General features: G+C 37.1%; 27 protein-coding genes and 1 pseudogene. 23 read left to right on the forward strand and 5 right to left on the reverse strand.

Annotation, left to right across the window (positions count from 1 at the left end; all coding sequences use genetic code 11):
* The first annotated feature begins 30 nt into the window (after positions 1–30).
* The 5 genes from IPU53_RS06845 (at position 31) to IPU53_RS06865 (ending at position 5,122) form a co-directional block, all read left to right on the forward strand.
* Positions 31–759, forward strand: coding sequence for a nuclear transport factor 2 family protein (locus tag IPU53_RS06845; protein ID WP_207449217.1), 729 nt, complete (start codon positions 31–33; stop codon positions 757–759).
* A gap of 92 nt (positions 760–851) precedes the next feature.
* Complete coding sequence (locus IPU53_RS06850; RefSeq protein ID WP_207449219.1) at positions 852–1,634, forward strand: alpha/beta fold hydrolase; 783 nt, start codon at positions 852–854, stop codon at positions 1,632–1,634.
* Positions 1,635–2,300: 666 nt separating this feature from the next.
* Complete coding sequence (locus IPU53_RS06855; RefSeq protein ID WP_207449221.1) at positions 2,301–2,804, forward strand: winged helix-turn-helix domain-containing protein; 504 nt, start codon at positions 2,301–2,303, stop codon at positions 2,802–2,804.
* A gap of 76 nt (positions 2,805–2,880) precedes the next feature.
* Positions 2,881–4,155 (forward strand): MFS transporter, encoded by a 1,275-nt coding sequence (locus IPU53_RS06860; RefSeq protein WP_207449223.1) that lies wholly within the window; start codon positions 2,881–2,883, stop codon positions 4,153–4,155.
* Positions 4,156–4,252: 97 nt separating this feature from the next.
* The gene (locus IPU53_RS06865) at positions 4,253–5,122 is read left to right on the forward strand and encodes an aminoglycoside phosphotransferase family protein (protein WP_207449225.1); all 870 of its coding nucleotides are present in this window, start codon (positions 4,253–4,255) and stop codon (positions 5,120–5,122) included.
* A 77-nt stretch (positions 5,123–5,199) separates the two neighbouring features.
* Here IPU53_RS06865 and IPU53_RS06870 read toward each other — a convergent pair whose 3' ends face one another.
* Positions 5,200–5,961, reverse strand: a complete 762-nt coding sequence (locus IPU53_RS06870; RefSeq protein ID WP_207449227.1) for a TerC family protein — start codon at positions 5,959–5,961, stop codon at positions 5,200–5,202.
* 284 nt (positions 5,962–6,245) lie between these two features.
* Here IPU53_RS06870 and IPU53_RS06875 point away from each other — a divergent pair, with 284 nt between their 5' ends.
* The 3 genes from IPU53_RS06875 to IPU53_RS06885 all read left to right on the forward strand — a co-directional run bounded on the left by IPU53_RS06875 (position 6,246) and on the right by IPU53_RS06885 (position 8,411).
* Positions 6,246–7,058, forward strand: coding sequence for a pentapeptide repeat-containing protein (locus IPU53_RS06875; RefSeq protein ID WP_207449229.1), 813 nt, complete (start codon positions 6,246–6,248; stop codon positions 7,056–7,058).
* A 144-nt stretch (positions 7,059–7,202) separates the two neighbouring features.
* Positions 7,203–7,655, forward strand: coding sequence for a hypothetical protein (locus IPU53_RS06880; RefSeq protein ID WP_207449231.1), 453 nt, complete (start codon positions 7,203–7,205; stop codon positions 7,653–7,655).
* A gap of 135 nt (positions 7,656–7,790) precedes the next feature.
* Complete coding sequence (locus IPU53_RS06885) at positions 7,791–8,411, forward strand: NUDIX hydrolase (protein ID WP_207449233.1); 621 nt, start codon at positions 7,791–7,793, stop codon at positions 8,409–8,411.
* Between the two features lie 31 nt (positions 8,412–8,442).
* On the opposite strand, the gene coaA is transcribed toward IPU53_RS06885, so the two are convergent.
* Positions 8,443–9,375, reverse strand: coding sequence for a type I pantothenate kinase (gene coaA / locus IPU53_RS06890; protein WP_207449235.1), 933 nt, complete (start codon positions 9,373–9,375; stop codon positions 8,443–8,445).
* A 147-nt stretch (positions 9,376–9,522) separates the two neighbouring features.
* Here coaA and IPU53_RS06895 point away from each other — a divergent pair, with 147 nt between their 5' ends.
* From IPU53_RS06895 to IPU53_RS06925, 8 genes and pseudogenes are all read left to right on the forward strand, one after another.
* Positions 9,523–10,038: a GNAT family N-acetyltransferase gene (locus IPU53_RS06895; protein WP_207449237.1), complete on the forward strand. Its 516-nt coding sequence runs from the start codon at positions 9,523–9,525 to the stop codon at positions 10,036–10,038.
* A gap of 105 nt (positions 10,039–10,143) precedes the next feature.
* Positions 10,144–10,683 carry a hypothetical protein gene (locus IPU53_RS06900; RefSeq protein WP_207449239.1) on the forward strand — a complete coding sequence of 180 codons (540 nt, stop codon included), beginning with the start codon at positions 10,144–10,146 and terminating at the stop codon, positions 10,681–10,683.
* 100 nt (positions 10,684–10,783) lie between these two features.
* A complete protein-coding gene (locus IPU53_RS06905) occupies positions 10,784–11,992 on the forward strand; it encodes a translocation protein TolB (RefSeq protein ID WP_207449241.1) in 1,209 nt (402 codons plus the stop codon).
* Between the two features lie 134 nt (positions 11,993–12,126).
* Positions 12,127–13,005, forward strand: coding sequence for an SDR family oxidoreductase (locus IPU53_RS06910; protein ID WP_207449243.1), 879 nt, complete (start codon positions 12,127–12,129; stop codon positions 13,003–13,005).
* A gap of 101 nt (positions 13,006–13,106) precedes the next feature.
* Complete coding sequence (locus tag IPU53_RS06915) at positions 13,107–13,757, forward strand: uridine kinase family protein (protein WP_207449245.1); 651 nt, start codon at positions 13,107–13,109, stop codon at positions 13,755–13,757.
* A gap of 111 nt (positions 13,758–13,868) precedes the next feature.
* Positions 13,869–13,994 (forward strand): annotated as a pseudogene (locus IPU53_RS25590) (TetR/AcrR family transcriptional regulator); the annotation flags it as partial.
* A gap of 60 nt (positions 13,995–14,054) precedes the next feature.
* Positions 14,055–14,432, forward strand: coding sequence for a hypothetical protein (locus IPU53_RS24850; RefSeq protein WP_242698117.1), 378 nt, complete (start codon positions 14,055–14,057; stop codon positions 14,430–14,432).
* A 28-nt stretch (positions 14,433–14,460) separates the two neighbouring features.
* On the forward strand, positions 14,461–15,222 hold the full coding sequence (locus IPU53_RS06925; protein WP_207449247.1) for a (S)-benzoin forming benzil reductase: 762 nt from the start codon (positions 14,461–14,463) through the stop codon (positions 15,220–15,222).
* A gap of 144 nt (positions 15,223–15,366) precedes the next feature.
* On the opposite strand, the gene IPU53_RS06930 is transcribed toward IPU53_RS06925, so the two are convergent.
* Positions 15,367–15,840 (reverse strand): hypothetical protein, encoded by a 474-nt coding sequence (locus IPU53_RS06930; RefSeq protein WP_207449249.1) that lies wholly within the window; start codon positions 15,838–15,840, stop codon positions 15,367–15,369.
* 331 nt (positions 15,841–16,171) lie between these two features.
* The gene (locus IPU53_RS06935) at positions 16,172–16,441 is read right to left on the reverse strand and encodes a hypothetical protein (RefSeq protein ID WP_207449251.1); all 270 of its coding nucleotides are present in this window, start codon (positions 16,439–16,441) and stop codon (positions 16,172–16,174) included.
* Positions 16,442–16,752: 311 nt separating this feature from the next.
* On the opposite strand from IPU53_RS06935, the gene IPU53_RS06940 reads away from it, so the two are divergent.
* The 5 genes from IPU53_RS06940 to IPU53_RS06960 all read left to right on the forward strand — a co-directional run bounded on the left by IPU53_RS06940 (position 16,753) and on the right by IPU53_RS06960 (position 20,292).
* The gene (locus IPU53_RS06940; RefSeq protein WP_207449253.1) at positions 16,753–17,376 is read left to right on the forward strand and encodes a DJ-1/PfpI family protein; all 624 of its coding nucleotides are present in this window, start codon (positions 16,753–16,755) and stop codon (positions 17,374–17,376) included.
* A gap of 163 nt (positions 17,377–17,539) precedes the next feature.
* Positions 17,540–18,133: a 3D domain-containing protein gene (locus IPU53_RS06945; RefSeq protein ID WP_207449255.1), complete on the forward strand. Its 594-nt coding sequence runs from the start codon at positions 17,540–17,542 to the stop codon at positions 18,131–18,133.
* Between the two features lie 273 nt (positions 18,134–18,406).
* Positions 18,407–18,799 (forward strand): ATP-binding cassette domain-containing protein, encoded by a 393-nt coding sequence (locus tag IPU53_RS06950; RefSeq protein ID WP_396019915.1) that lies wholly within the window; start codon positions 18,407–18,409, stop codon positions 18,797–18,799.
* A 44-nt stretch (positions 18,800–18,843) separates the two neighbouring features.
* A complete protein-coding gene (locus IPU53_RS06955; RefSeq protein ID WP_207449258.1) occupies positions 18,844–19,341 on the forward strand; it encodes an NUDIX hydrolase in 498 nt (165 codons plus the stop codon).
* 15 nt (positions 19,342–19,356) lie between these two features.
* Positions 19,357–20,292 (forward strand): phosphotransferase enzyme family protein, encoded by a 936-nt coding sequence (locus tag IPU53_RS06960; protein ID WP_207449260.1) that lies wholly within the window; start codon positions 19,357–19,359, stop codon positions 20,290–20,292.
* Here IPU53_RS06960 and IPU53_RS06965 read toward each other — a convergent pair.
* Positions 20,287–20,742: an SRPBCC family protein gene (locus IPU53_RS06965; RefSeq protein WP_207449262.1), complete on the reverse strand. Its 456-nt coding sequence runs from the start codon at positions 20,740–20,742 to the stop codon at positions 20,287–20,289. The genes IPU53_RS06960 and IPU53_RS06965 overlap by 6 nt on opposite strands.
* 180 nt (positions 20,743–20,922) lie before the next feature.
* On the opposite strand from IPU53_RS06965, the gene IPU53_RS06970 reads away from it, so the two are divergent.
* Together IPU53_RS06970 and IPU53_RS06975 are read left to right on the forward strand one after the other, a co-directional pair.
* Complete coding sequence (locus tag IPU53_RS06970; RefSeq protein WP_207449265.1) at positions 20,923–21,456, forward strand: GrpB family protein; 534 nt, start codon at positions 20,923–20,925, stop codon at positions 21,454–21,456.
* Between the two features lie 94 nt (positions 21,457–21,550).
* Positions 21,551–22,036, forward strand: coding sequence for an NUDIX hydrolase (locus tag IPU53_RS06975; RefSeq protein ID WP_207449267.1), 486 nt, complete (start codon positions 21,551–21,553; stop codon positions 22,034–22,036).
* Positions 22,037–22,073 lie beyond the last annotated feature (37 nt).

Genomic DNA, 22,073 nt, shown 5'->3' on the forward strand with positions numbered 1-22,073 from the left:
CATAGCATTTTTAAATGGAGGGACAAGTGTATGGAAGAGATTGAACTATCGAATCTAGTACAGAAATATTTTAAAGCCTATGAAACAAAAGAAAGAGAAATGGTCGAGGAATTGTTAAGTCCAGAATTCATGTTTAGTAGCCCGGTCGATGAAAAAATTAGTCGTGAGACTTATTTTGAGAAATGTTGGCCAAGCTGCATAGATATTCGTGAATATCGTATTCAAAATCTTTTTAAAGATAAGAATGAAGTGATTATTCGCTATGAATGTATACGAAAGTCGGGAGCTGTTTTTCAAAATATGGAACACTTTCGATTTACTGGCAATCAAATTCAAGAAATTATTGTCTACTTTGGCTTTGATCTAAGGAATGAGTTACTTGCTGATGAGACAGTGCTAAAATTCAATAATGCATTTGCCACAGGTGATGCGGATTTTGTGATTGACAATGTCATTGAAAACGTTCAGTGGCATCTCGTAGGTGCAGCTGAATTGCAAGGAAGAGAAGCTGTTAAGAATATGCTTGAACCGATGCGCGGTGTAGCGTCAAATGAATATCAAACAAATAATATTATTACACAAGGAAATAAAGCGGTTATTGAGGGGACAATGAGAATGCCGAAAGCAAATGGTCAAGAAAAGTTATATGCTTTTTGCGATATTTATACTTTTGACGGCGCTAACAATAACAAAATTCAAGATTTAACAGCGTATTTAATCGAATTGTCGAGTCAAGAAGAAATGAATAGAGAGGAATGACTTTAGAGGTTGTTGATGGAATTCGGAAATCAAATGTCATGTCCATAAATTCTTTAATAAGATGATTATAACGATAGAAAGAAGGTTGAAATTTGAAAACAACTAAGTCGAAAGACGGGACAATATTAGCATATGATATTTTCGGAGACGGCCCTCCGCTTATATTCATAACAGGTGCCACTTGTTTTCGCTCGTTTGAACCGGTTTTATATGATGCAACCGTATTTGCGGAACAATTTACTGTCTATAATTATGATAGACGCGGACGCGGAGACAGTGGTGATACACTGCCTTATTCAATAGATCGCGAAATTGAAGACATTGAAGCGATGATTGATGTTGCTGGTAGTCAGGCAAATCTATATGGTCATTCCTCGGGGGCCATACTTGCTCTTGAAGCCGCCATGCAATTGGATAAGAAAGTTAGCAAACTTGTCTTGTATGATCCGCCCTATGCAGATAATAAAGCAAACCTAGCTGAATTCCAAGAATTGAGTCAAGACCTACGTAAACTGCTTGATAATGAAAAAAACGACAAAGCTCTGAGACGTTTCTTAGAAGGGATTGGAACTCCTGGGGAGGTCATTGATTATATGTTCCGACAATCGCCTCAGTGGACAACAATGACGGCTCTTGCTCCAACACTTGTTTACGATACGATCATAGCAGGCGATTTACCACCTATTTCAAAAGTTGCTCTACTTACGACACCGACACAGATCATAGTTGGAGAAAAAAATCCTGGTTCTATACAGGAGGTAGGGAAGCAATTGAGCAACGCAATCCCAGATGCAGTATACATACAACTTGAGCAACAAAACCATATGCCTGACCCTAAAGTGCTGCTACCATTCCTTACAAGCTTTTTAAAATAGTGTTCTCTACTAAGTATTCTTTAATGAAAAGGCAAAATAAGACTATATAACAGAGTGGATGTATGGAACAAATTATCAGAAATTTAGGCAAAGTCGGTAAAGGCATTCGATTATTCGATCAAATCGGAACAGAATCTATAAAATTAGAAAGTAATAAGATTATAGACGGTTTTGATGTCACGCATCTTAAATATAAACTCCTACACTAAAATCTATTGGAATGTGCTAGACAAGAATCCTATTTATATGGGGTTCTTTTTTTATTGTTGAGGAAACTATAAAATTCTTGGCCTGTGGATAACTGTTTACGTTGCGGCTTGACATCCAGCTCCAGCGCCCAGCGACTAGCAAACTTTCGGTTTCTTCCTACGATAAGTCAACATCCATTCGCTTTCCAAGCTCATGGTGTTTCCTTTATCTCGTCAGAACCCTAAAAAGTTTGTACGTCGCTAAACGGGCGCTTGCGCTTTTGTTCTTAAATAAAATTAATCATGGTCCCAATCAGCCTCCTGTCAAATTCACCAATTGATTAGAAAAGGCTTTACAAATGGATAAAAGAAGTATACACTATATACGATCTAAAAATACAGATCGATTTAATAAAATAGATCGAACTATTAAATTAGAATAAGGTAATCCTAACAATTAAGGAAGGAGAAAAACAAGATGAAAAAAAGAAATAATCAGCCTTTACCACTCTCTGTTGAACAATCGAAATTATTAGGCAGCACATTACGAGTTAAAATTCTAGGCGTACTACTTGACACTCCTAAGACGACAAAGCAGGTTGCAGTACAAATCGGAGAAACCCCAGGTAATGTTCACTACCACATGCAAAAGTTACATCAAGGAAAGTTAATCGACTTAGTGGAGGAAAAACGAGCTGGAGGTGTGATTGAAAAGTATTATATCGCACGTGCTAAATCGTTTGAGAGTGAAGATGGAGTTTATCCCGAACTGAATCCAAATTATAAGTCTGCTTCAAGACGAAGCATGAATATTGCATTACAACTAAAGGAAGAAGACAAAGAACAGTTATTTGAAGAAGTGCATGAATTGATGGAAAAATGGATTGTCAAAACAACTGCAGCTGATTATATCAACGAAGAAGAATTTGTTATGGACTTTACTTTAGTTTCCAGAAAAGAGAAAACAGAGGAAGAAAAATAAGAAGAAATCTCAATTATCGAGGTTCATACTGGCCATTAATGTAGGATAAAATCTGATGAAGTGAGTGGATATAAAAATGGGAATTTTTAAATATCGGAATTTTAGCTTAATGTTTTTTGGAAGAATTGTTTCGAATATAGGTGACAGTTTATATAGTGTAGCAGCCATGTTATTAATTTTTCAACTTGGCGGATCCACTTTTTATACAGGGCTAGCAGGATTTTTATCGATTTTGCCACGAATTGTTGAATTTAGTTCAGGTCCACTTATCGATCGAATTCCCATTCGTTCTTTACTTATCCGAACTCAACTGATTCAGTCTGGACTATTGCTAGTCATTCCACTTGCTTATTATTTAGACTTTCTTTCTGTTACACTCGTACTCGCCTTAACGCCGATTATCTCTACTTTCAATGTGTTAATTTTCCCAGCTCAACTGGCAGCACTACCGAAAGTCCTTCCCGAAGAAAAGCTTACAAAAGGAAACTCTCTTTTTACCATTGCGTATCAAGGAGTGGATATTACCTTTAATGGTTTGGCAGGGATCTTGTTTGTTATGATCGGTCCTTTTGCTTTATATACTGTAAACTCGATTGCCTTTTTAATAGGTGCAATGATCTTTTCTTTTATTCGCCTTCCAAATAGATCTGTGGTTGAAAAAGACATAGAAGAGGTTGGTCATAAGAAGGAATTTAAAACGACTGTACAGAATTATATACATGACTTGCAAGAGGGACTAATGATTATGTTTAAAAGCTTTATCGCTAAATTACTGTATGGCGCTATTATCCTGAATCTTGTCAGTGCTGCAACATTAGCAGTGTTTCCTGCATTTGGTGAAGTAATTGGTGGAACACAATATGTTGGTTTTTTGTTAATGGCCTCCGCTTTTGGTAGCTTATCCGGTGCACTTATTGCTCCATTATTAAAATTGGAACAATTTCCAATTGGGAAATTATATGCATTTGGTTATTTAATCTCGGGATCATTATGGACGCTTTCTGCTTTGATGCCAGGTGCATGGCTTACATTAGTACTCTATATGCTTTCCTGGATTCCGGCAGGAGCATTGAACGTGCTTGTCTTTACAGTGCTACAAAAAATTGCTCCCAAACATTTAATTGGACGCATTTTTACTGCAGCAACTAGTCTTTCGGCTATGGCAGCTCCTGTTGGTTCCTTACTAGGTGGCAGTGTTGGTGCATGGATCGGAAGCGTCCTCGTCGTGACTTGTTCAGGGATTATTGTTTTAATTGTCGCCATATGTTGGCTGTTAAATACGGAGGTTAGAAAGCTTCCTCCTACAAAATCTTTAGATGAAAATAGTCTAGTCATTCAAGGGGAAGGATAACCTATTTTTCTATATAAGCGCTGTTATAAAGGGGACTGAAAATAGCTAAATGATAGCGTGATGAAACATCCGACAATATCTTTATTCGGAGGGACTTATGGAAATAAAAGTAGAGTTAGTGAAGCAATTAATCAGAGAACAATTTCCCCAATGGAAGGAACTACATATTAAACCTGTGAAAAATGGTGGCCATGATAATCGTACGTTTCATTTAGGGGAAACGATGACGGTTCGATTACCAAGTGGGAAGGAATATGAGCCACAAGTAAAGAAAGAAGCCAGATGGTTGCCTTATTTATCTAAAGGCTTAACTTTACCAATTACAGAGCCAGTGGCTATAGGAAATCCAACGAATCGTTATCCTTATGTTTGGTCGATTAATAAATGGTTACCAGGCGAAACTGTTACTCAAAGCAATGTGAAATTAGCAGCTTTTGCGAACGAATTAGCAGCTTTTTTAAAAGAATTACAAAGAATCGATGTTTCCAATGGACCAACGGCAGGCGTGCATAATTTTTACCGTGGAGGGGATCTAGCTGTTTATGATTCAGAAACGATGGCAACTCTTAAAAATTTAAATAAAGATGTTCAACTTAAAAAATGTCAAAGGATTTGGCAACGATCGCTTGCAAGTAAATGGGAAAAAGAGAGTGTATGGGTCCATGGTGATATCGCACCTGGGAATTTATTAGTGGAAAATGGGCATTTATCAGGAGTGATTGATTTCGGTATTTTGGGTGTCGGTGATCCTGCTTGCGATTTGGCGATGGCTTGGACCTTTTTTGATCGGACGAGTAGACAAGTATTTAAGGAACAGATGGATGCTGATGAGGGAACATGGAATCGCGCAAAAGGTTGGGCGCTATGGAAGGCGTTAATCACCTATAACCATGAGGAGAAGAAAATAAGAGAGCACGCACAAGCCACGATCAAAGAAATTTTAGCAGTCGAGGACGATTACGAGTAGAAGGAAAAAGGCATCCACAGAAGGCTACTTTTGAAAATAAAGCTGGCCTTCGTTTCTTGAGATGCCATTCCGTTTAATTACCTTTTTTTTGATTCCCTTCGACCAGATAAAAACCATCCAATTACGGCAATGCAGATAAGGACACCCCAAAAGACAATCGTCCAAACGGTACTATGTGGGAAAGCCTCTGGCAATATCCCCACATTTTTATGAGAAAGAGTTATGACAGCCAATTTCACTCCAACCCATGCAACGATTAGGAAAGCTACTGTTTCTAAGCCAGGGCGCTTATCTAAAAGTTGCACAAACCAGTTTGCTGCGAATTTAATTAAAATTAATCCGGCGATTGTACCAATTACAATAACGGCAAATTTCCCTCCATCCAATCCACCAATTTGCGGTAATGTTGTATCGGGTAATGTGACAGCAAGTGCAACAGCCGCAAGGACAGAGTCAATAGCAAAGGCAATGTCGGCGACACCGATTTTTGCTACGGTCGGCCAAAAATCGGGCCTGCCTTTATTAGTACGGTTATCCTTTTGTTTTGCTTCCGATTGAAAAAATTTTTTATAAATATGCTTCCCACCTATGTAGATAAGGTAGGCTGCACCGATCGCCTGAACCTGCCAAACATTTGCCATAAAGGAGATGAGGAAGATCGAAATAATCCGAAAAATAAAGGCACCCAAAATACCATAATTAATGGCTCGCTTTTTTTGTTTATCAGGTAAATGCTTTGCGATAACGGCAATCACTAGAGCGTTATCAGCAGACAGTATCCCTTCTAGACCAATTAATATTAATAATGTCCATCCGTACTCCAACCAAATTGAATTCATATAAAACCTCCTTCATAGCGATCGCTTATCATATAGTATGAGATAGTGCTTTAAAAAAATGCAGTAAGTTTTCTTAGGAGAAAATGGCAGATATTGAATCGCTGGTGCATTGTCTGGAAAGAGGCTAATTTTTCTATATGACCATTACCTGTTAATTCATGATAAAGTTTCACAGTTGCCAGTAAAAATATACGCAGAAAAAGATGTACATTAAGGGCTATAAACAATTAACTTTTTTCGATATACTTAGAAAATATTCTAGTAAGTAGAGGAAGTGGTTCGGTATGAAGGATCCTTTACGATCAGATTGTTCAAATTGTTTCGGGTTATGTTGTGTAGCGTTGCCATATGCTAAGTCGGCGGATTTTCCTTTCAATAAAGAGGGCGGAAAACCGTGTAGGAATTTATGCTCCAATCATCTCTGTTTGATTCACAGCGAGCTGAGAGAGAAGGGCTTTCGGGGTTGTGTGTCCTATGAGTGCTTTGGTGCTGGACAACATGTTTCACAGAATTTATATAAAGGAAAAGACTGGCGAGCAGATGGGGAAAATGCTCAAGAAATGTTTGCCGTATTTCCGCTTGTGCAACAACTTCATGAGATGCTTTGGTATCTGAGACAAGCTATGGCATTAAAGGAAACCGAAGTTTTGCATCCGGCTTTGGAAAAGATGTATGAGCGGACGGTTGAACGAACTATACAAACGTCAAAGGAAATTCTAAAAATGGACATGGTAGAACATCGAAGTAAAGTCAATGTACTGTTAATCGAGACGAGTAGATTGTATCGAGCAGACTTCCTTAAAAAGAGTAAAAAGAAAAGAATGAAAAAAGGTTTGGACTACTTAGGCGCAAACCTGACAGGGCAGAAATTGCAAGGGGAAGATTTTCGGGGAACCCTATTGATTGCAGCAAACCTAAGCCATAGTGATCTGAGAAAGGCCGATTTTATTGGAGCAGATCTTAGAGACGCAGAGTTAAGTGGAGCTAACTTATCTGATGCCCTCTTTCTTACCCAGGCACAAATCAACTCGACGAAAGGAAATATTCACACCAAAATACCGAGCTATTTAGATAGACCAAGTCATTGGCTGAACTGAATACATCTAAAAAATATTAGCTCATACGATGCTATCTCATATTCAATGTGCGTTGTAATAGAATTAGAATTTTGTTTACATTCCTTTTAAAGACTTTAAATAAGCCAATAGCAATTCAATGAATACGGGAAGGGAAGACGCAATATGACTGGAACGAAGATTAGTATGGAAGAAGCTCACTTAGCAGGGGTTGATGTGAATTTTGAACGGATGGGAAATGGAGAGAAGCGATTCAGATTGGTGAGTACTGATGGAAGCTCTTATTGTCGGACGATCGCTTCAGAACGAGGGGGCTGGCAAAATAGTCATTACCACAAAGTGGTATCGGAATTTTATGTTGTTCAATCTGGCTGGATTGTCTACGCGGAAATCAGTTCAAACGGAGCCTTGAATGTAAGTTTTCTCCACGAAGGAGAAAGTGTAACTGTAAAACCTTTTGTTCATCATAATATTTTTTTACCTCCTCATGCTGTGATCCATACGATTAAATATGGAGATGGAAGTACGGATATCGATTGGTTTCCTTCAAAGGAATTAGATCAACATACACAAAACCTTTCAGAGGATGATCTGCTTAAGATGGGCAAAAAAGATTGACAATCGAAGCCTCTTGTTAAACTAGAGCGCGAATCGACAGTATTCATGAAATACTTAATTTCGAGAACTTTTTCAGCCTCATAAATCCAAAAAGCATTTAAGCATTTGATCATAAATACAAGGAGAGTTTAGTGAATGGAAAATGAACGATTAAAAATTTTTGATGAAGACAGAGAGCAGATAGGTGTTGCTATTCGTGAAGAGGTCCATCGGATTGGGTATTGGCACGAAGTTTTCCATTGTTGGTTTATTAGCAATGAAATGGGGATCGATTATATCTATTTGCAACTCCGTAGTGAAACCAAGAAGGAATACCCCAATCTTTTGGATATAACCGTTGCGGGACATTTACTGGAGAATGAAACCGTTCAAGATGGTATAAGGGAGATTAAAGAAGAAGTGGGAATTGATATTTCCTTTCAAGAATTAGAGCCGTTGGGAGTAATGGATTATTGTTTAATAAGAGATGATTTTATAGATAAGGAACGAGCAAATGTATTTCTATATAGATGTGACAGTTCCTTTGACGACTTTACTCTTCAAGAAGAAGAGGTTGCAGGGATTGTCAAAGTTGAACTTAACAATTTTATGGAGCTTTGGTGTTGTGAGAGAGACACAATTGATATAAAAGGGTTTAGAATGAATAAAGAAGGAAATAAAATCCTTTTCGATGAGAGTGTAGGACGGGATCGGTTTGTTTCTTACCAAAATAAATTTTATAGGACCGTTATTCAAAAAATTAAAGACAAGATATAATAGATCTGGAGTGAACATACGATCGCTATTGTTATTTTCGAATGCTAATATTTTCTACTAAATGTCCCTTTCCTTTTTCTAAAATTAAGTCTGCTCTGTCCTTGGTTGGTAAGATATTTTCATAAAGATTCGCTTTGTTTGTTTCATGCCAAATACGATCAGCAATCAGTAATGCTTCCTCTTCTAACAGCTTAGAAAAACGCTGAAAATAGGATTTTGGATTCTGAAATGCTGTTTTTCGTAAAATTTTGAAGCGGTCTATATACCATTTTTCAATGAGGGCTTCATCGGCATCAATATATAGCGAAAAGTTGAAAAAGTCCGATATAAATACTCCAACTTCCTTATGTTTTGGTGCTTGTAACACATTCACTCCTTCAAGAATGACTACATCAGGGCGACAAATGCTCTGTTTTTGATCAGGGAGAATATCGTAGGACAAGTGGGAATACACTGGGGCCGATACTTGCCCATTTCCAGACTTTAATACAGACAGAAATCGAATTAACTTGGCCACATCATAACTTTCTGGAAATCCCTTTTTCTCCATCAATCCTAGTGCTTTTAGCTTTTTATTAGGGTAAAGGAATCCATCTGTTGTGACTAGTTCTACTTGTGGTCTATCTCCCCATTGAGAGAGCAAATACTGAAGTATTCTTGCCGTGGTACTTTTTCCGACTGCTACACTTCCTGCCATACCGATTATAAAAGGGCTCTTTTTGTCAGTCAATTTCAAAAAGTGGTTCATCTCTTTGGAAAGCTCCTTATATTGTAGGTAATGGAAGTGAATCAATTGTGACAATGGAATGTATATGTCTTCAATTTCTTTTAATGTCAAATCTACATTAATCCCTTGCAGGGAGTCTAGATCAATATTAGATAGTTCGATATCATTAGATTTTTTAAGTGCTGTCCATTGTTTTCTATTAAAAGAAATGTATGGTGAATATGCTTCTTTGTTCATATTTGACCCTCACCGATTTAAAGTTTAACTGCTTTTGTATACAAGATAACACACCTAAAGAAGATAATATAGTTCTACAAGTTATGATTTTGGTTTGCGCAAAATGATCAGTTCATAGTCTGTCAGAACTGGAAAGGATGTATGATTATGAAATCCCAAGAAGTTTATACAATAAAAAAAGTGCAAGAGGATGAATACCTCCAAGTGATCGACTTTATGATGAGCATTCGAAGTGAGGTTTTTCCTATGTTGTCAAAAGATCAACTACCTCCAGACTTACTTCATTTTCAGTCATTCTATCTTCAACGAAAAAACGCTATTGTGTATGCTGCTTATTCTCAATCTGGGCAAGTGTTGGGCACGATTGGTGTATGCCCATATGATGATAGATTTTTGCAGTTACAAACTTTTTACAGGGATTGGTCAACCGCAGAAATTGTAAAATGCTATGTCGATCCACAAGCTCGCCGTCTAGGAATTGGAACGAAGCTTTTTCAAGAGGCTTTGCAATTTTGCTGTGATGTCGGTTATCAAAAGTTGTATTTGCATACCCATCTGTTTTTACCAAGTGCGCTTTCATTTTGGAAGACGAAAGGTTTTACGGAGAGATGGGCGGAGGATGATCCAGTTTGGCAGACAGTACATCTGGATATGGTGCTATAAGCATATGTAGGGCGAAAATGTGATAGTCACTACTGTCACCTAGTCCTCTAAGGAATTTTAAAAGCGGAATATTCCCACTAATAAGATAACGGAGGACCGATAAACATGAATAAGAAAAAATTTTTAGTAACTATTCTTAGTTTAGCATTTGTTGCTGTCTTTTTTTTCTTAGTATTACGTACTGAGACTAATCCAGAAGAGGAAATCTGTGCTCTAGCTTCAAAGCAATTTGATCTTTCTAGTCAACTTCGTTTTATGGATGTATCTGCAAATATCGTTTTTTGTGAAAGTGAATCAGGTGTAATGCCAGTCCTTACTAATAAAGAGTTCACAAAAGTGAAGAATGCCTTTCATGAATTGGATTTCCAAGAATTCAACGAGGAAAAAGTGGATAGGGGATTGATCAGTTGGCAAGCCGATCAGGCCCCTAAAGAGAAGTTTGCAATGATCAGTGGATTTGCGAATGATGAGATTAAGTCAATCATCATCAATAGTGAAAATAGTGTCCAACCCAATCGTTTTTTAATCCGTGATAACTTGTGGTTTTGGTATTTTACAACTGAAAAGGAGAAAGTAAACATGCCAATAGAAGTGACCGCTTTTGATGAAGAAGGCCATGTTATTGCTGGAGAGGAAGATGAATAAATGTTTTTGCATGATGGAGCGGCATTACTAAGACCATTTCAGCTCAATTGACCGAATGGTAGCTATATAGATGGACATCCTATTACGAGGAGGATGATCAATGGCTACTACAAGAATCTTACTCATTTTACTATTATGCAGTTTATTCTTTACGATAAGTGCTTCCGCTGAGGCTCCGCTTAAGGCTGCATTTATTCGCGACAAGCAGCTATGGATAAAAGAGGGGGAGCAAGAAATACAAGTTACAAAGGGAAAAAATGTGGATTCCCAAAAGTGGTCCTATGATGGCCATTTTATTGGGTACTTGGATCAGCAGGAGAGGAAACCAGCTTTATACATTTATGACACAAAGAAAAAAGTAAACTACCAGCCTTATATAGGGATTGAAACAGCTGATTTTCAATGGTCTCCGACTAAAAATCAATTGGCGTACAATGATCATGGCGTATTAAATGTGACAAAAAAAGAGAAAGGCCGTCCGGAAGGGTTTGAAAATGTTGCATTAGGTGTGAGCGGATTTGCCTGGTTTCCGAATGGGCAGGAGTTTATCGTATCCTCTTCAGCTGTTTTGCGTCCTACGGGTTGGGGGCCAGTCCCTCTATATAGAATTTCTGCTGATGCCAATCTGAACGTTGAAAAAATCAAGCCTTTTTATACACTCCAAACAGATGAAAAGGATTTGTTTGCAATTGATGTTAGCAATTTTAAATGGAGTTCCGATGGAAAATGGATTAGTTTTTTAGCTACTCCTACGGCATCATGGGCAATGGATAGTAATACATTAGCAGTCTTATCATCACAAGGAAAAGAGTTTCAAGTGATAGGAAACATGTTGCGATTCCATGATTGGATGAAGTGGGCCCCATCAGCCAATCAATTAGCCTATATTTCGGGGGAAGGAAGATTCCTTGTTGAAAATAAAAAAACAACGATTGCGGACATTCCGATTTCTAAGCAACAAAAGGAATATACACCTAAAGGATATATTGATCTTGACTTGGAATGGTTCTCCTCAGAAAACGTAATCGTAGCACGAGCAAAAGAGAACAAGGAGTGGAAAGAAGGCCCTGTTCCGACAATGCTTACAACACTTTATGCGATTAATATAAAAACAGACAAACAAACACAAATAACCTCTCCAAGAAAGAATGAACTCGATGAAAAGCCACAAGCTGTTGGTTCTAAGCTGACATGGTTTCGCCGAAATAAAGAAAATGAACAAGGGGAAGTGTGGATCAAGGATGGTTTAAATGGGCAGGAGCATATATGGATTAAGCAAGCTGATTCAGCTCCTGTTTTTTTACGTTGAATGCTGGAACATGGAGTGACTGTAATGGGATTCGGAAGAGTGTGGGGAGCAGCCCTCGACTTTCATCACGATTGTTTTAGCCCCGATTTTAATGGGTAAAGAATTTACATTATCCTAAGAAAAGGAGAGATTTCATGAAGAACAATCACGCACCAGAGCCGAAGACACAAGAACCTCAAGAAAATTATTTGGAGCCTGATAGTCAAGTGAAAATGAGTCCACAGCCGAAGATTGAAGATGACGACTATAAGGGAAGCGATAAACTAAAGGGTAAGGTGGCCATTATTACAGGTGGTGACAGTGGAATCGGTCAGGCGGTTGCAGCTGCGTTTGCAAAGGAAGGCTCTAATATTGCAGTTGTCTATTATGAGGCTCATCAGGATGCTGAAGAAACGAAAAGGCTTGTTGAAAAACATGGTCGGACGTGTTTAACAATCGCGGGAGATGTAGGCGATGAAGATTTCTGTCAGCAAGTGATCAAACAAACCGTCGATACTTTAGGTGGTCTTGATATCGTTGTCAATAATGCGGGGGAGCAACATGTTTGTGAACGGATCGAGGATATTACGAATGAGCAATTGGATCGTACTTTCCGGACCAATATCTTTTCGATGTTCTATTTGACCAAAGCAGCACTGAAACATTTAAAGGAAGGCTCGGCAATTATTAATACAACATCCATTACAGCTTACAAAGGAAACCCTGTTCTCATGGATTATGCCTCGACAAAAGGAGCGATCGTTGCCTTTACACGGTCATTATCGCAAAATCAAGAAATTCTCGACAAAGGCATTCGAGTGAATGGTGTAGCCCCAGGGCCAATTTGGACACCACTTATCCCAGCAACTTTCCCAGAAGACAAGCTCGACTCATGGGGAACAGATGGACCGATGAAACGACCTGGCCAACCCTCTGAGTTAGCTCCAGCTTATGTCTATTTAGCTTCAAAAGATGCATCCTATGTTTCTGGACAAGTCATTCATGTAAATGGTGGACAAGTTGTGAATGGATAATGGATGTACATTTTTAGAAAAAACAAAATGAATTTTTAAAGAATGGTGGTATGATGGATATTCATACTACCTTTTTTTATTTTAGACAAGGGGGAAAGACAATGGATAGGTTAATAAGGCAAATAATTGGGTGGGCAAGCAAGGCGGATCAACGGATTGTGGTTGGCATTTCCGGGCATGGGGCTGCTGGAAAAACAACCTTTGCCAATAAGCTCATAAGTCAGCTAGATCAAAATGAAGTGAACTATATGAATACAGATCCCTATATTGTGAGTTCGGCGATACGAAAGCATAGTGCAATCGACTATACGTATCAAAATAAAAATCACCGTTATAAGATGACGGCCTGCCATCCGGCTGCTCATCATCTACCTTCCTTAGAAAGAGATGTTCAAATGATAAGTGCAGGTTTTGATTTATATACAATCGAGACGCATTATATGAAGAGTAACCTTATATCCGCGAACAAGAAGCTCACGATTGTGGAGGGGATGAGTGTTGCCTTTATCAACCAGGATTTATTTGATTTGAATATCTACTTTTATACAGATGGTGAAACAGAATTTGAGAGAAGGACGAGCCGGGATGTTATTGAAAGAGGAACCGACCTTGAATATTTAAAACAATCCCATGTAGAGCGCCGCATTCAGTATGAGGTATTTATGCACCCATACAGTCAGCAATTTAATATCATCATCAAAACGTCTATTGAAGGAAGCTATCTTGAGAAAAGTACATTTGAATTTGATTAGCATGAAAGAATTCTTACTGTTGTTTTTTTACCTACCGTTAGGTAAAATAAAGTCCATAACATCATAAAGGAGAGGACAACAATCAAGAAAAAGGAATTAACATCTGTACAAATACTTGAAGCTGCTATAAGTCTGTTTAAAATCCATGGCATTGAGAAAACGAGCCTTGTCCAGATTGCAAAAGAGGTTGGGATTACAAAGCCTTCCATTTATTATCACTTTTCGTCAAAAGAAGAGTTAGTGGAACAAGCTTTTTATTTCATTTTGCGAAATCATCCGTTTCAAGGCGACTTTCCTATGAAGGATTGGACTAAAGGAAATTTTGGAGAAAAGCTCTATCAATTTGGATTAGACAGCTTTCCAATTAAGGAAGACGATCATTATACATTATTAAAGGTCTTAAATGAATTTACATTAATCGCTAGTAGAAATCCTCTTTTTAAAGAACACTTAATAAGTGTTCAGGGTGAGTTTGCAAATGGGTTTAGAAATATTCTCTTAAAAGGCAAGGAAGAGGGAGTGATTATAGCGATAAATATTGATCATTATGCGAAAATCTTAGCACTTGTCATGGATAACATCTCGAGATCTATTATGCTGGGCTTTGAGATTGAATATAAAGCGGTTTGGAAGGAAACGGTCAATAGTGTATTAGTAGAAGAGGCAAAAATATAGACAGGAACTTTGAAAGTGGGGGATAAAAGTGAAGTACTTTATTATAACAGGAACATCACGAGGCATCGGAGAATCGCTGGTAAAGCAATTGTTACATAATCAGGATCACCATATTATGTGTATTTCTAGAAATGAGCGTAATTTTGTGGATATCGAAAAGGAATACCCTGCTCATGTTAGTTATTTTCCGTTCGATCTTAATGAAATAATCGGGATTGATCATCTTTTTCAAAAGATATTTACATTTGTGGATGAACAAAACATCGATTCTATTTATTTAATAAACAATGCAGGCATACTATCTCCCATTGGTCCGATTGAGGAAAATGAAAGCGAAGAGATCATTCGAAATTTTAATGTGAATCTACTTGCGCCATATTTGTTTACGGCAAATTTTATAAGGCACACCAATCACTTGAAGGTGGACAAACGTATACTAAATATCTCCTCTGGATCCGCTAAATATTTACTTCCTTCTCAAAGTGCCTATAGTACCGCCAAGGCAGGGGTAGATTCATTTTCAAAAAGTATTCACCTAGAACAAAAAGACAAATCCCATCCAGTGAAGATTGTTTCAGTCTATCCAGGTGTGATCGATACACAATTGCAAACTGAAATCCGATCTACTAGTACAGAGGAGTTTCCACATGTTGAACTTTTTAGACAAATACATAGCGAAGGGAATTTGCAAACACCTGACAAAACAGCGGAACAACTACTTGAATTATTATTTAGTGCTGAATACGGTGCTCAAACAATCGTTGAGGAATTAACTGTAAATGATCACTAGATTTACTTTTTGATCAGAAATATTTAAAGATTTAAAAGTTTATGGCTACATTATTATAAATATAAAAAGCCTGTCATATACAAGTGAGGCATAGAAAATTGTATATGGCAGGCTTTTAATTTTATTCACTATATCGATATTTTACTAATTAATGCATACATCACTAGAATGAATACAACTATGGTCTAATATGACTGGTTTTCCCTTATCATTTAAATTTTCAAGAATCCCTAAAAGTTGTTCATCTGTATCAATATATTTATAAGATCTAGGAGGCATGAAGTTAGGATTAATTTGATCTCTGATTTGAGAAAGTGAAATGCTTTCTAATTCTTGAAAGGACAATATTGGAATTGCATAATTCTTATTATGTTTATGAATATAATCATCTATTTTTGCTATAACTGAATTGTCTTCATTAAATCTTTTCTTTAGATCTGAAAGTAATATTTTTTCACCAAAATGAATCTTAGCTACTACTTTTTTTACAGGAGAACTTAGGTACAGGTATGCGATTGTTTCTTGATTGACAAACCGAGTACGATATTCAAATTTCTTCTCACCCTTTGGAATCGGAGAAAAATGCTCTGGATTAAAACTAAGAAGTATTTTCTTCACAATATGTCTGTCAACTACGTGACACTAACCCCCTTTGAAATATTTTTGCCATGGCTATGGTTGTTGAAAGCATAACATAATGAATAATTTCTTTAGTAGTCTACAGGTACGCCCCCGTGAAAGGCAGAAAAATAGTATTAGCAGGAACATGAATTAAAGACATTCTCCCAGTATTTTTAATACAACAACAAAATAGTTATCGCTTAACTTAAAAAGTAATTCATTTATCGAGCATTCAGTATTCTATTTGGAAATTTGCGTTAGTAATCTCTTCCTGCCAGTAATTTGAAGTGAAGAGATATTGGTAATTGGAAATATACAATATGGGGTATTATTGGTGCTGCAGAGATAATTCTAGAAGTTTTTCTTCGTGGTGAGCTACTTTACCTAGCAAAAAATTCGTGGTTTTCTGTGTATCTGTTAAATCCAAACGGACACCATCACCCTTTTTTTCTAACCGATCAAACCTCTTATCCATCTGTTCAAATCTTTTCTCCATCTGTCCAAACCTCTTATCGATTTGCTCAAATCCCTGATCAATATGTTCGGCATGGAGCTTGAACGCATGTAATATTTCTTTTAGCATGGTTTCTTGTTCCATGTTCTTCACCTCTTTATGAATAGTATAAAGGAATATGGATAAATGACAAGGAGAATTGAAGAGGTAGCACTGTCTAAAATTTAGGAAGATTAAGTGCTTCTGTTTTTTGCTATAACTCGGGGTGATTTCGTTCTTTTTTCTTCAAAATATGATATATTGCGGTTAACAACATTCGTACAATTGTCATAATGATATGTTTGTGACTTAAAGCAGTTTTGGAATAGTTTATCAAAGAAAATGGCTTTACAAAAATAGAGAAATGGGCCAACAAGAGAAAAAGTGTTTTCATGTGGAGTAAGGGGGAGCAATAAATGAGAAAGAGAAAAGTAGGGATCGTCCTATTCGATTATGTCGATGTTTTAGATTTTGCTGGGCCGGCAGAGGTGCTGTCATTAACGGCTAATAACAAAGTAGAACAAACAATTACCCTTTATAAAAAGCAATTATTGCCAACAAGGCCATTTGAAGTATTTACGGTGTCTGAGACAGGAAATGAAATAAAAACGCATTCTGGTATAAGGATAAAACCCGATTTTAGTCTGGAGACCTGTCCTGAATTGGATATTCTCATCGTTCCAGGAGGACCACTGCGAGTAGTCCAATCGATGGCTAAAAATCAGAAACTATGTAATTGGATTCTTGCACATAAGGATATTGAATATATATGTTCAGTCTGTACTGGGGCGTATATAGTAGGAGAAACTGGTTTACTAGACGGGAGGAAGGCCACCACTCATCATTTAACCTGGAAAATCCTTCAACAAAAATATCCCGATATTCAAGTGATAACGGACCGTAAAGTTGTGCATGATGGGAATCTTATTTCTTCTGGAGGCGTTTCATCTGGAATCAATATGGCCATCTATCTTGTAGAGAAAACCATGGGAAAACCGACTGCTGAAACCATTGCTGAGATGATTGAGTTTGAAGTATAAAATAGATTATGAACATACTTACTAAAAAAGGTGGCACAGTAATATATATTGTCACTGTTAACAATAATTCCCTTTCGTAACATAAATACTACTCTTTTGTCACTCAATTGTCACATTAGCCTGCTATACTATGGATACTAATATAACATAGGAGACTATTAAATTGAGAAAAGTATTATTTTCAATGATTACGGTTTGTGTGTTAATCTTTGGCTTTTCCGGTGTCTCATCAGCCGCAACTACTACATATAAAGTAAAAAAAGGCGATTCTTTATGGAAAATCGCCACAAAACACAAAGTTTCGGTTAAACAACTTAAAACTTGGAATGGCATAAAAAAAGATCTGATTAGACCAAACCAAGTGTTAAAAGTTACGAAACCCACAAAGGCAAAAACAACCGCGAAAAAAACAGTAAAGAAGAAAACTTCTACAAACAAAAAAAAGGCAGTAAGCAAAAAAACTACCTATAAAACAATGACCGTAAAGGCTACAGCCTATACTGCAAGTTGTAAAGGATGTAGTGGGATCACAGCTTCAGGCATTAATTTAAAGAAGAAACCAAATGCCAAAGTGATCTCCGTTGATCCTAAAAAGATTCCACTCGGGACAAAAGTGTATGTGGAAGGATACGGTGAAGCGATTGCCAGTGATACGGGCAGTGCCATAAAAGGAAATAAAATTGATTTGCATATGCCTACTAAAAAGAAAGCTCTTAACTGGGGAGTACGAACAGTAAAAATTAAAGTCTATCAATAAAAGATGTAAAATATGTTTAGAGAAGCACCTTACCCTTGGTGCTTCTCTTTACTTTTAAACAATAATACCGAAGAATGTGGATTCAATCCGGCAGTCCATTGAATAGACCTTTGGTTAATTGAATCAAAATTTTGAAAAAAGGAAATGCAGATGAATTCAATAATTAGGCTACATTTTAAACGCATAAAGAATTCGAAATAAAGTGAAACCTCTTTTCATACAACGATTGAGGAGAATATTCGTTATGGCAATCTTAATACAACTAGAGAAGATGTGATAGAAGCAGCTGAAAAAGCCAATATTCATACTTTTATAGAAAGTTTACCTCAAGGATATGATACAGTTGTCAATGAACGTTCGACAAACCTATCTGGTGGACAACGTCAACGAATTGCGATCGCACGTGCATTTATCAAAAATGCGCCAATTTTGCTACTTGATGAAGCCACTTCCGCACTAGACACGGAAGCGGAGAAACTTATTCAAGATGCGTTAGAAGAGTTAATGGCTCACCGTACGACACTAATCATTGCCCATCGGCTGACAACCATTGAAAAAGCAGATAAAATCTTTGTGGTCGATGAGGGGAAAATTGTCGAAGAAGGCTCACACAAGCACTTGTTAGCTGAAAAGGGACGTTATCAGAAGCTATATTTAGAGTATTAGTTTTTTGATAAAGAGAATTCTTATAAACACATTTGCGAGGTGTTATGATGTCAATCATCACCAATAAACATGGTCATCAATTAGAAAGTTTCATGTATACGGAAAGTGAAGCTCAATTCCAAGATATTGGAAGTGTGAGTGGTGGGCATGCCGTTCTGATGCATAAAAATAGGCTCATTGTTTGCTATAATAAGTATAGAAGGAATTGGGAATTGCCTGGTGGTGGAAAGGAAGAGGGGGAAAATTTATCAGACTGTGTACAGCGTGAAATTCTCGAGGAGACAGGGCGAAAACCCGACAAACTGATCTTGCTGGGTGTGTCGACTGTGTATGTACCTCGAATAGAAAAATCCATTCAGTGGGCAGTATTTTATGGAGAGATCATGAAAATATCAGAATTTACAGCGAACAATGAAATGAGTTATATGTGCGAGTGGGATATGGTATCGAATATTGGGGATGTCGATGAAGTGGATGCTCATATTGCTAAGATTATATTGAAAAAGATAAACGACTATTGGGGGAAACAGATTGACGAATGAGATGCCAGCATTCAAATGATAGAAGAATTAATCAGATCGTATTATAAGGTAGCGGTTATAAAAGAAGTAGAATATTTAGGAGAAAGTGACAATCTGACCTTTTGCATTCACACGGTGGACAACAATAAATATGTACTTAAATGTCATATGGGAGCTAAATCTAGTCGTTTCATTGAGTCTGAGCTGCGATGGCTTGAGGAATTAAAAACAAACACTAATTTAAAAATCCAAACACCCATAAGAAATAGGGACAATCAATTTATAACGAAAATAAATGATAATAAAACAGGCGCTCCTGCTTACTGGGCCTTACAGGAATGGGTTGAAGGAGAGGTATTAGATAGACAACCAACAGATCCAGAGATTAAGAAGCTGGCCCGTTTAATGGTGACTCTTCATAAAAACTCCTGCTCTTGGGGCGCTCCGGAAACAGTAGAAAGACCTTGCTATAATACTGAAAATTTAATGATTTCACTAATCCAATTAGAACTATTGCTTCGACTAAACATCATAACATCCAATGATTTTAAAATCCTTCAGGAGACGACAAGAAAAATTGAAGGGGTCATTCATTCACAAAAGAAAAATAATGATACATGGGGAATGATTCATTCAGACATACATGAAAGCAACTATGTTTTTCACAATGGTGAACCTTCCATAATTGATTTTTCATCCTGTGGTTTTGGCTATTACTTATTTGATGTTGCTGAGACATTATTACATCTCAATCCAAACAATAGAAGAAAATTTATTACATACTATCAGGACGAAAGAAAATTAGCAGGGGATTATCTGGAAGTGCTTGAGGCGTTTTTTATCTGGGCAATCATACGCAATTTCGCTTTTCTTTCTAAAAATATGGACGAACATAATGAGTTAGCGACAATGATCCCCTTTATAGTTGAAAACTATTGCAGAAAATACCTTAAAGGGGAAGCTTTTTTATAACTTTCTCTCAGCGATCTTTTTTAGCTCCTTGGCACGATCTATTATAAAACGTCTCATATATTTTTCTAAAAATAATCTATCGGCTAATTTTCCAAGAATACCGAAAGGAGCTTGATAGGAAAAGCTATCTTTCATAATTGTTCCTGTGCCACTTTCAATAAATTCATGTGTATGTGTAAAAGAGTGGAAAGCCCCCTTCACCATAACATCTGTAAAGGTATAGGGTTTTTCCATTTCGATAATCTTTGCCGTTAATTTTTGTTTTACTCCAAAATGAGTAGCTTCCCACGTAACTGTCTGGCCATTTTCCATAAGCCCCGCTGTAATACCCGCAATGGCTCTTTCTTTTGTCTTCTTCGTTGTTTCTGTATGGACTTCTACATTTCTCGCAAGATCAAAACAAACATGGATCGGTGCATGGATGAGAATGGCGTGTTTTATGATCGGCATAATCTATTACCCTTTCATGCATAGAGTTGCTTCAATTTGTATTCTACAGCAATAAGAGCGAACGTGCTTAAATAATCTCGTATTTAAAAACAAGAACATTTATTGAAAGGGTTTTATCAGCCTTACGAATAATAAATCATTGCTCATTTTTTAAGGTAAAATAGGTTTGAGGTGTTTTCAATGAAACTAGGACTAAAACGCGGTGAGGTAAGATTAGTAGCCCATACTGTAGAATGGAAAGAAGAGTTCCATAGGGTGAAACAGGTTATCTTACATTCTACCCCTATTCATGAAAGTCGAATTGAACATATTGGAAGTACAGCTATCAAAGGGATAGTTGCTAAACCAATATTAGATTTAGCTGTGGGGGTAGATGATATTGAAAAACCTGATAAGGAGATTCTTCAAGGGTTAAAAATATCGGGCTTTTTAAGGCTTCGGGTCCAACGCCCTAATGAAATCGTGCTTGCCAAGTATACTAGTGAAACCTACGAAGAAAAGACCCACATTATCCATTTAGTTGACTATAATAAAGAACTTTGGAAAAATTTAATCTTTTTCAGAAATTATTTAAATGAAAATAAAATCGCGCGAGAACAATACAGGGACTTGAAGAAGAAATTTCTAGAAGAAAATAATAGCGGAATTAATGAATATACCAACTATAAAGAACAATTCGCAAGAGGAATTGTTGAGAAAAGAGGAAAAACCTAAGAAGCACTTTAGGCAGATTTGCATCTAAATATAGAAATAAAAGGTGATCGAGCAGGTTGGCTGATTAAGAAATAATAATATTAGGAGGCCACATATGTCTAATAGCAAATGTCATAGAACTTTTGGTGTTTATGGAATTTATGAAGAAGCTGGGAAACTCTTATTTATAAGGAAAAATATGGGTCCGTATGCAAATCGCTTTGATTTACCTGGCGGAAGATTAGAAGATGGTGAAACTTTATTGGAGGCAATGAGGAGGGAGTTCCTTGAAGAAACAGGTCTTGAAATTAAAGTAGAGAAAAATATTGGCACTATTGATTTTAAACTTCCTTGGTTATGGAGTGGGTTTGCGGGTGTTCATCATATTGCGGTCTATTATTCTGTTAGAAGAATGGATGGGAAAATAAGAGTACCTGAACATTTTGCAGGACAAGACTCATTGGGAGCTGTGTGGGTGACCGAGAAAGATGTATCTTTGGATAATGCTTCACCATTAGTTTTAAAAGCATTTGAGTGGTTAAAGACTAAAAATTTAGGGCTAGATGCCGAGATATATGAGGAATGGAAAGTCATAAAATAAACGTTGATATTCAGCTAAAGGGTGGCTTGCTCAAAGG

The organism is Bacillus sp. SD088, assembly GCF_017355205.1.
Classification (GTDB): Bacteria; Bacillota; Bacilli; order Bacillales; family Bacillaceae_C; genus Lederbergia.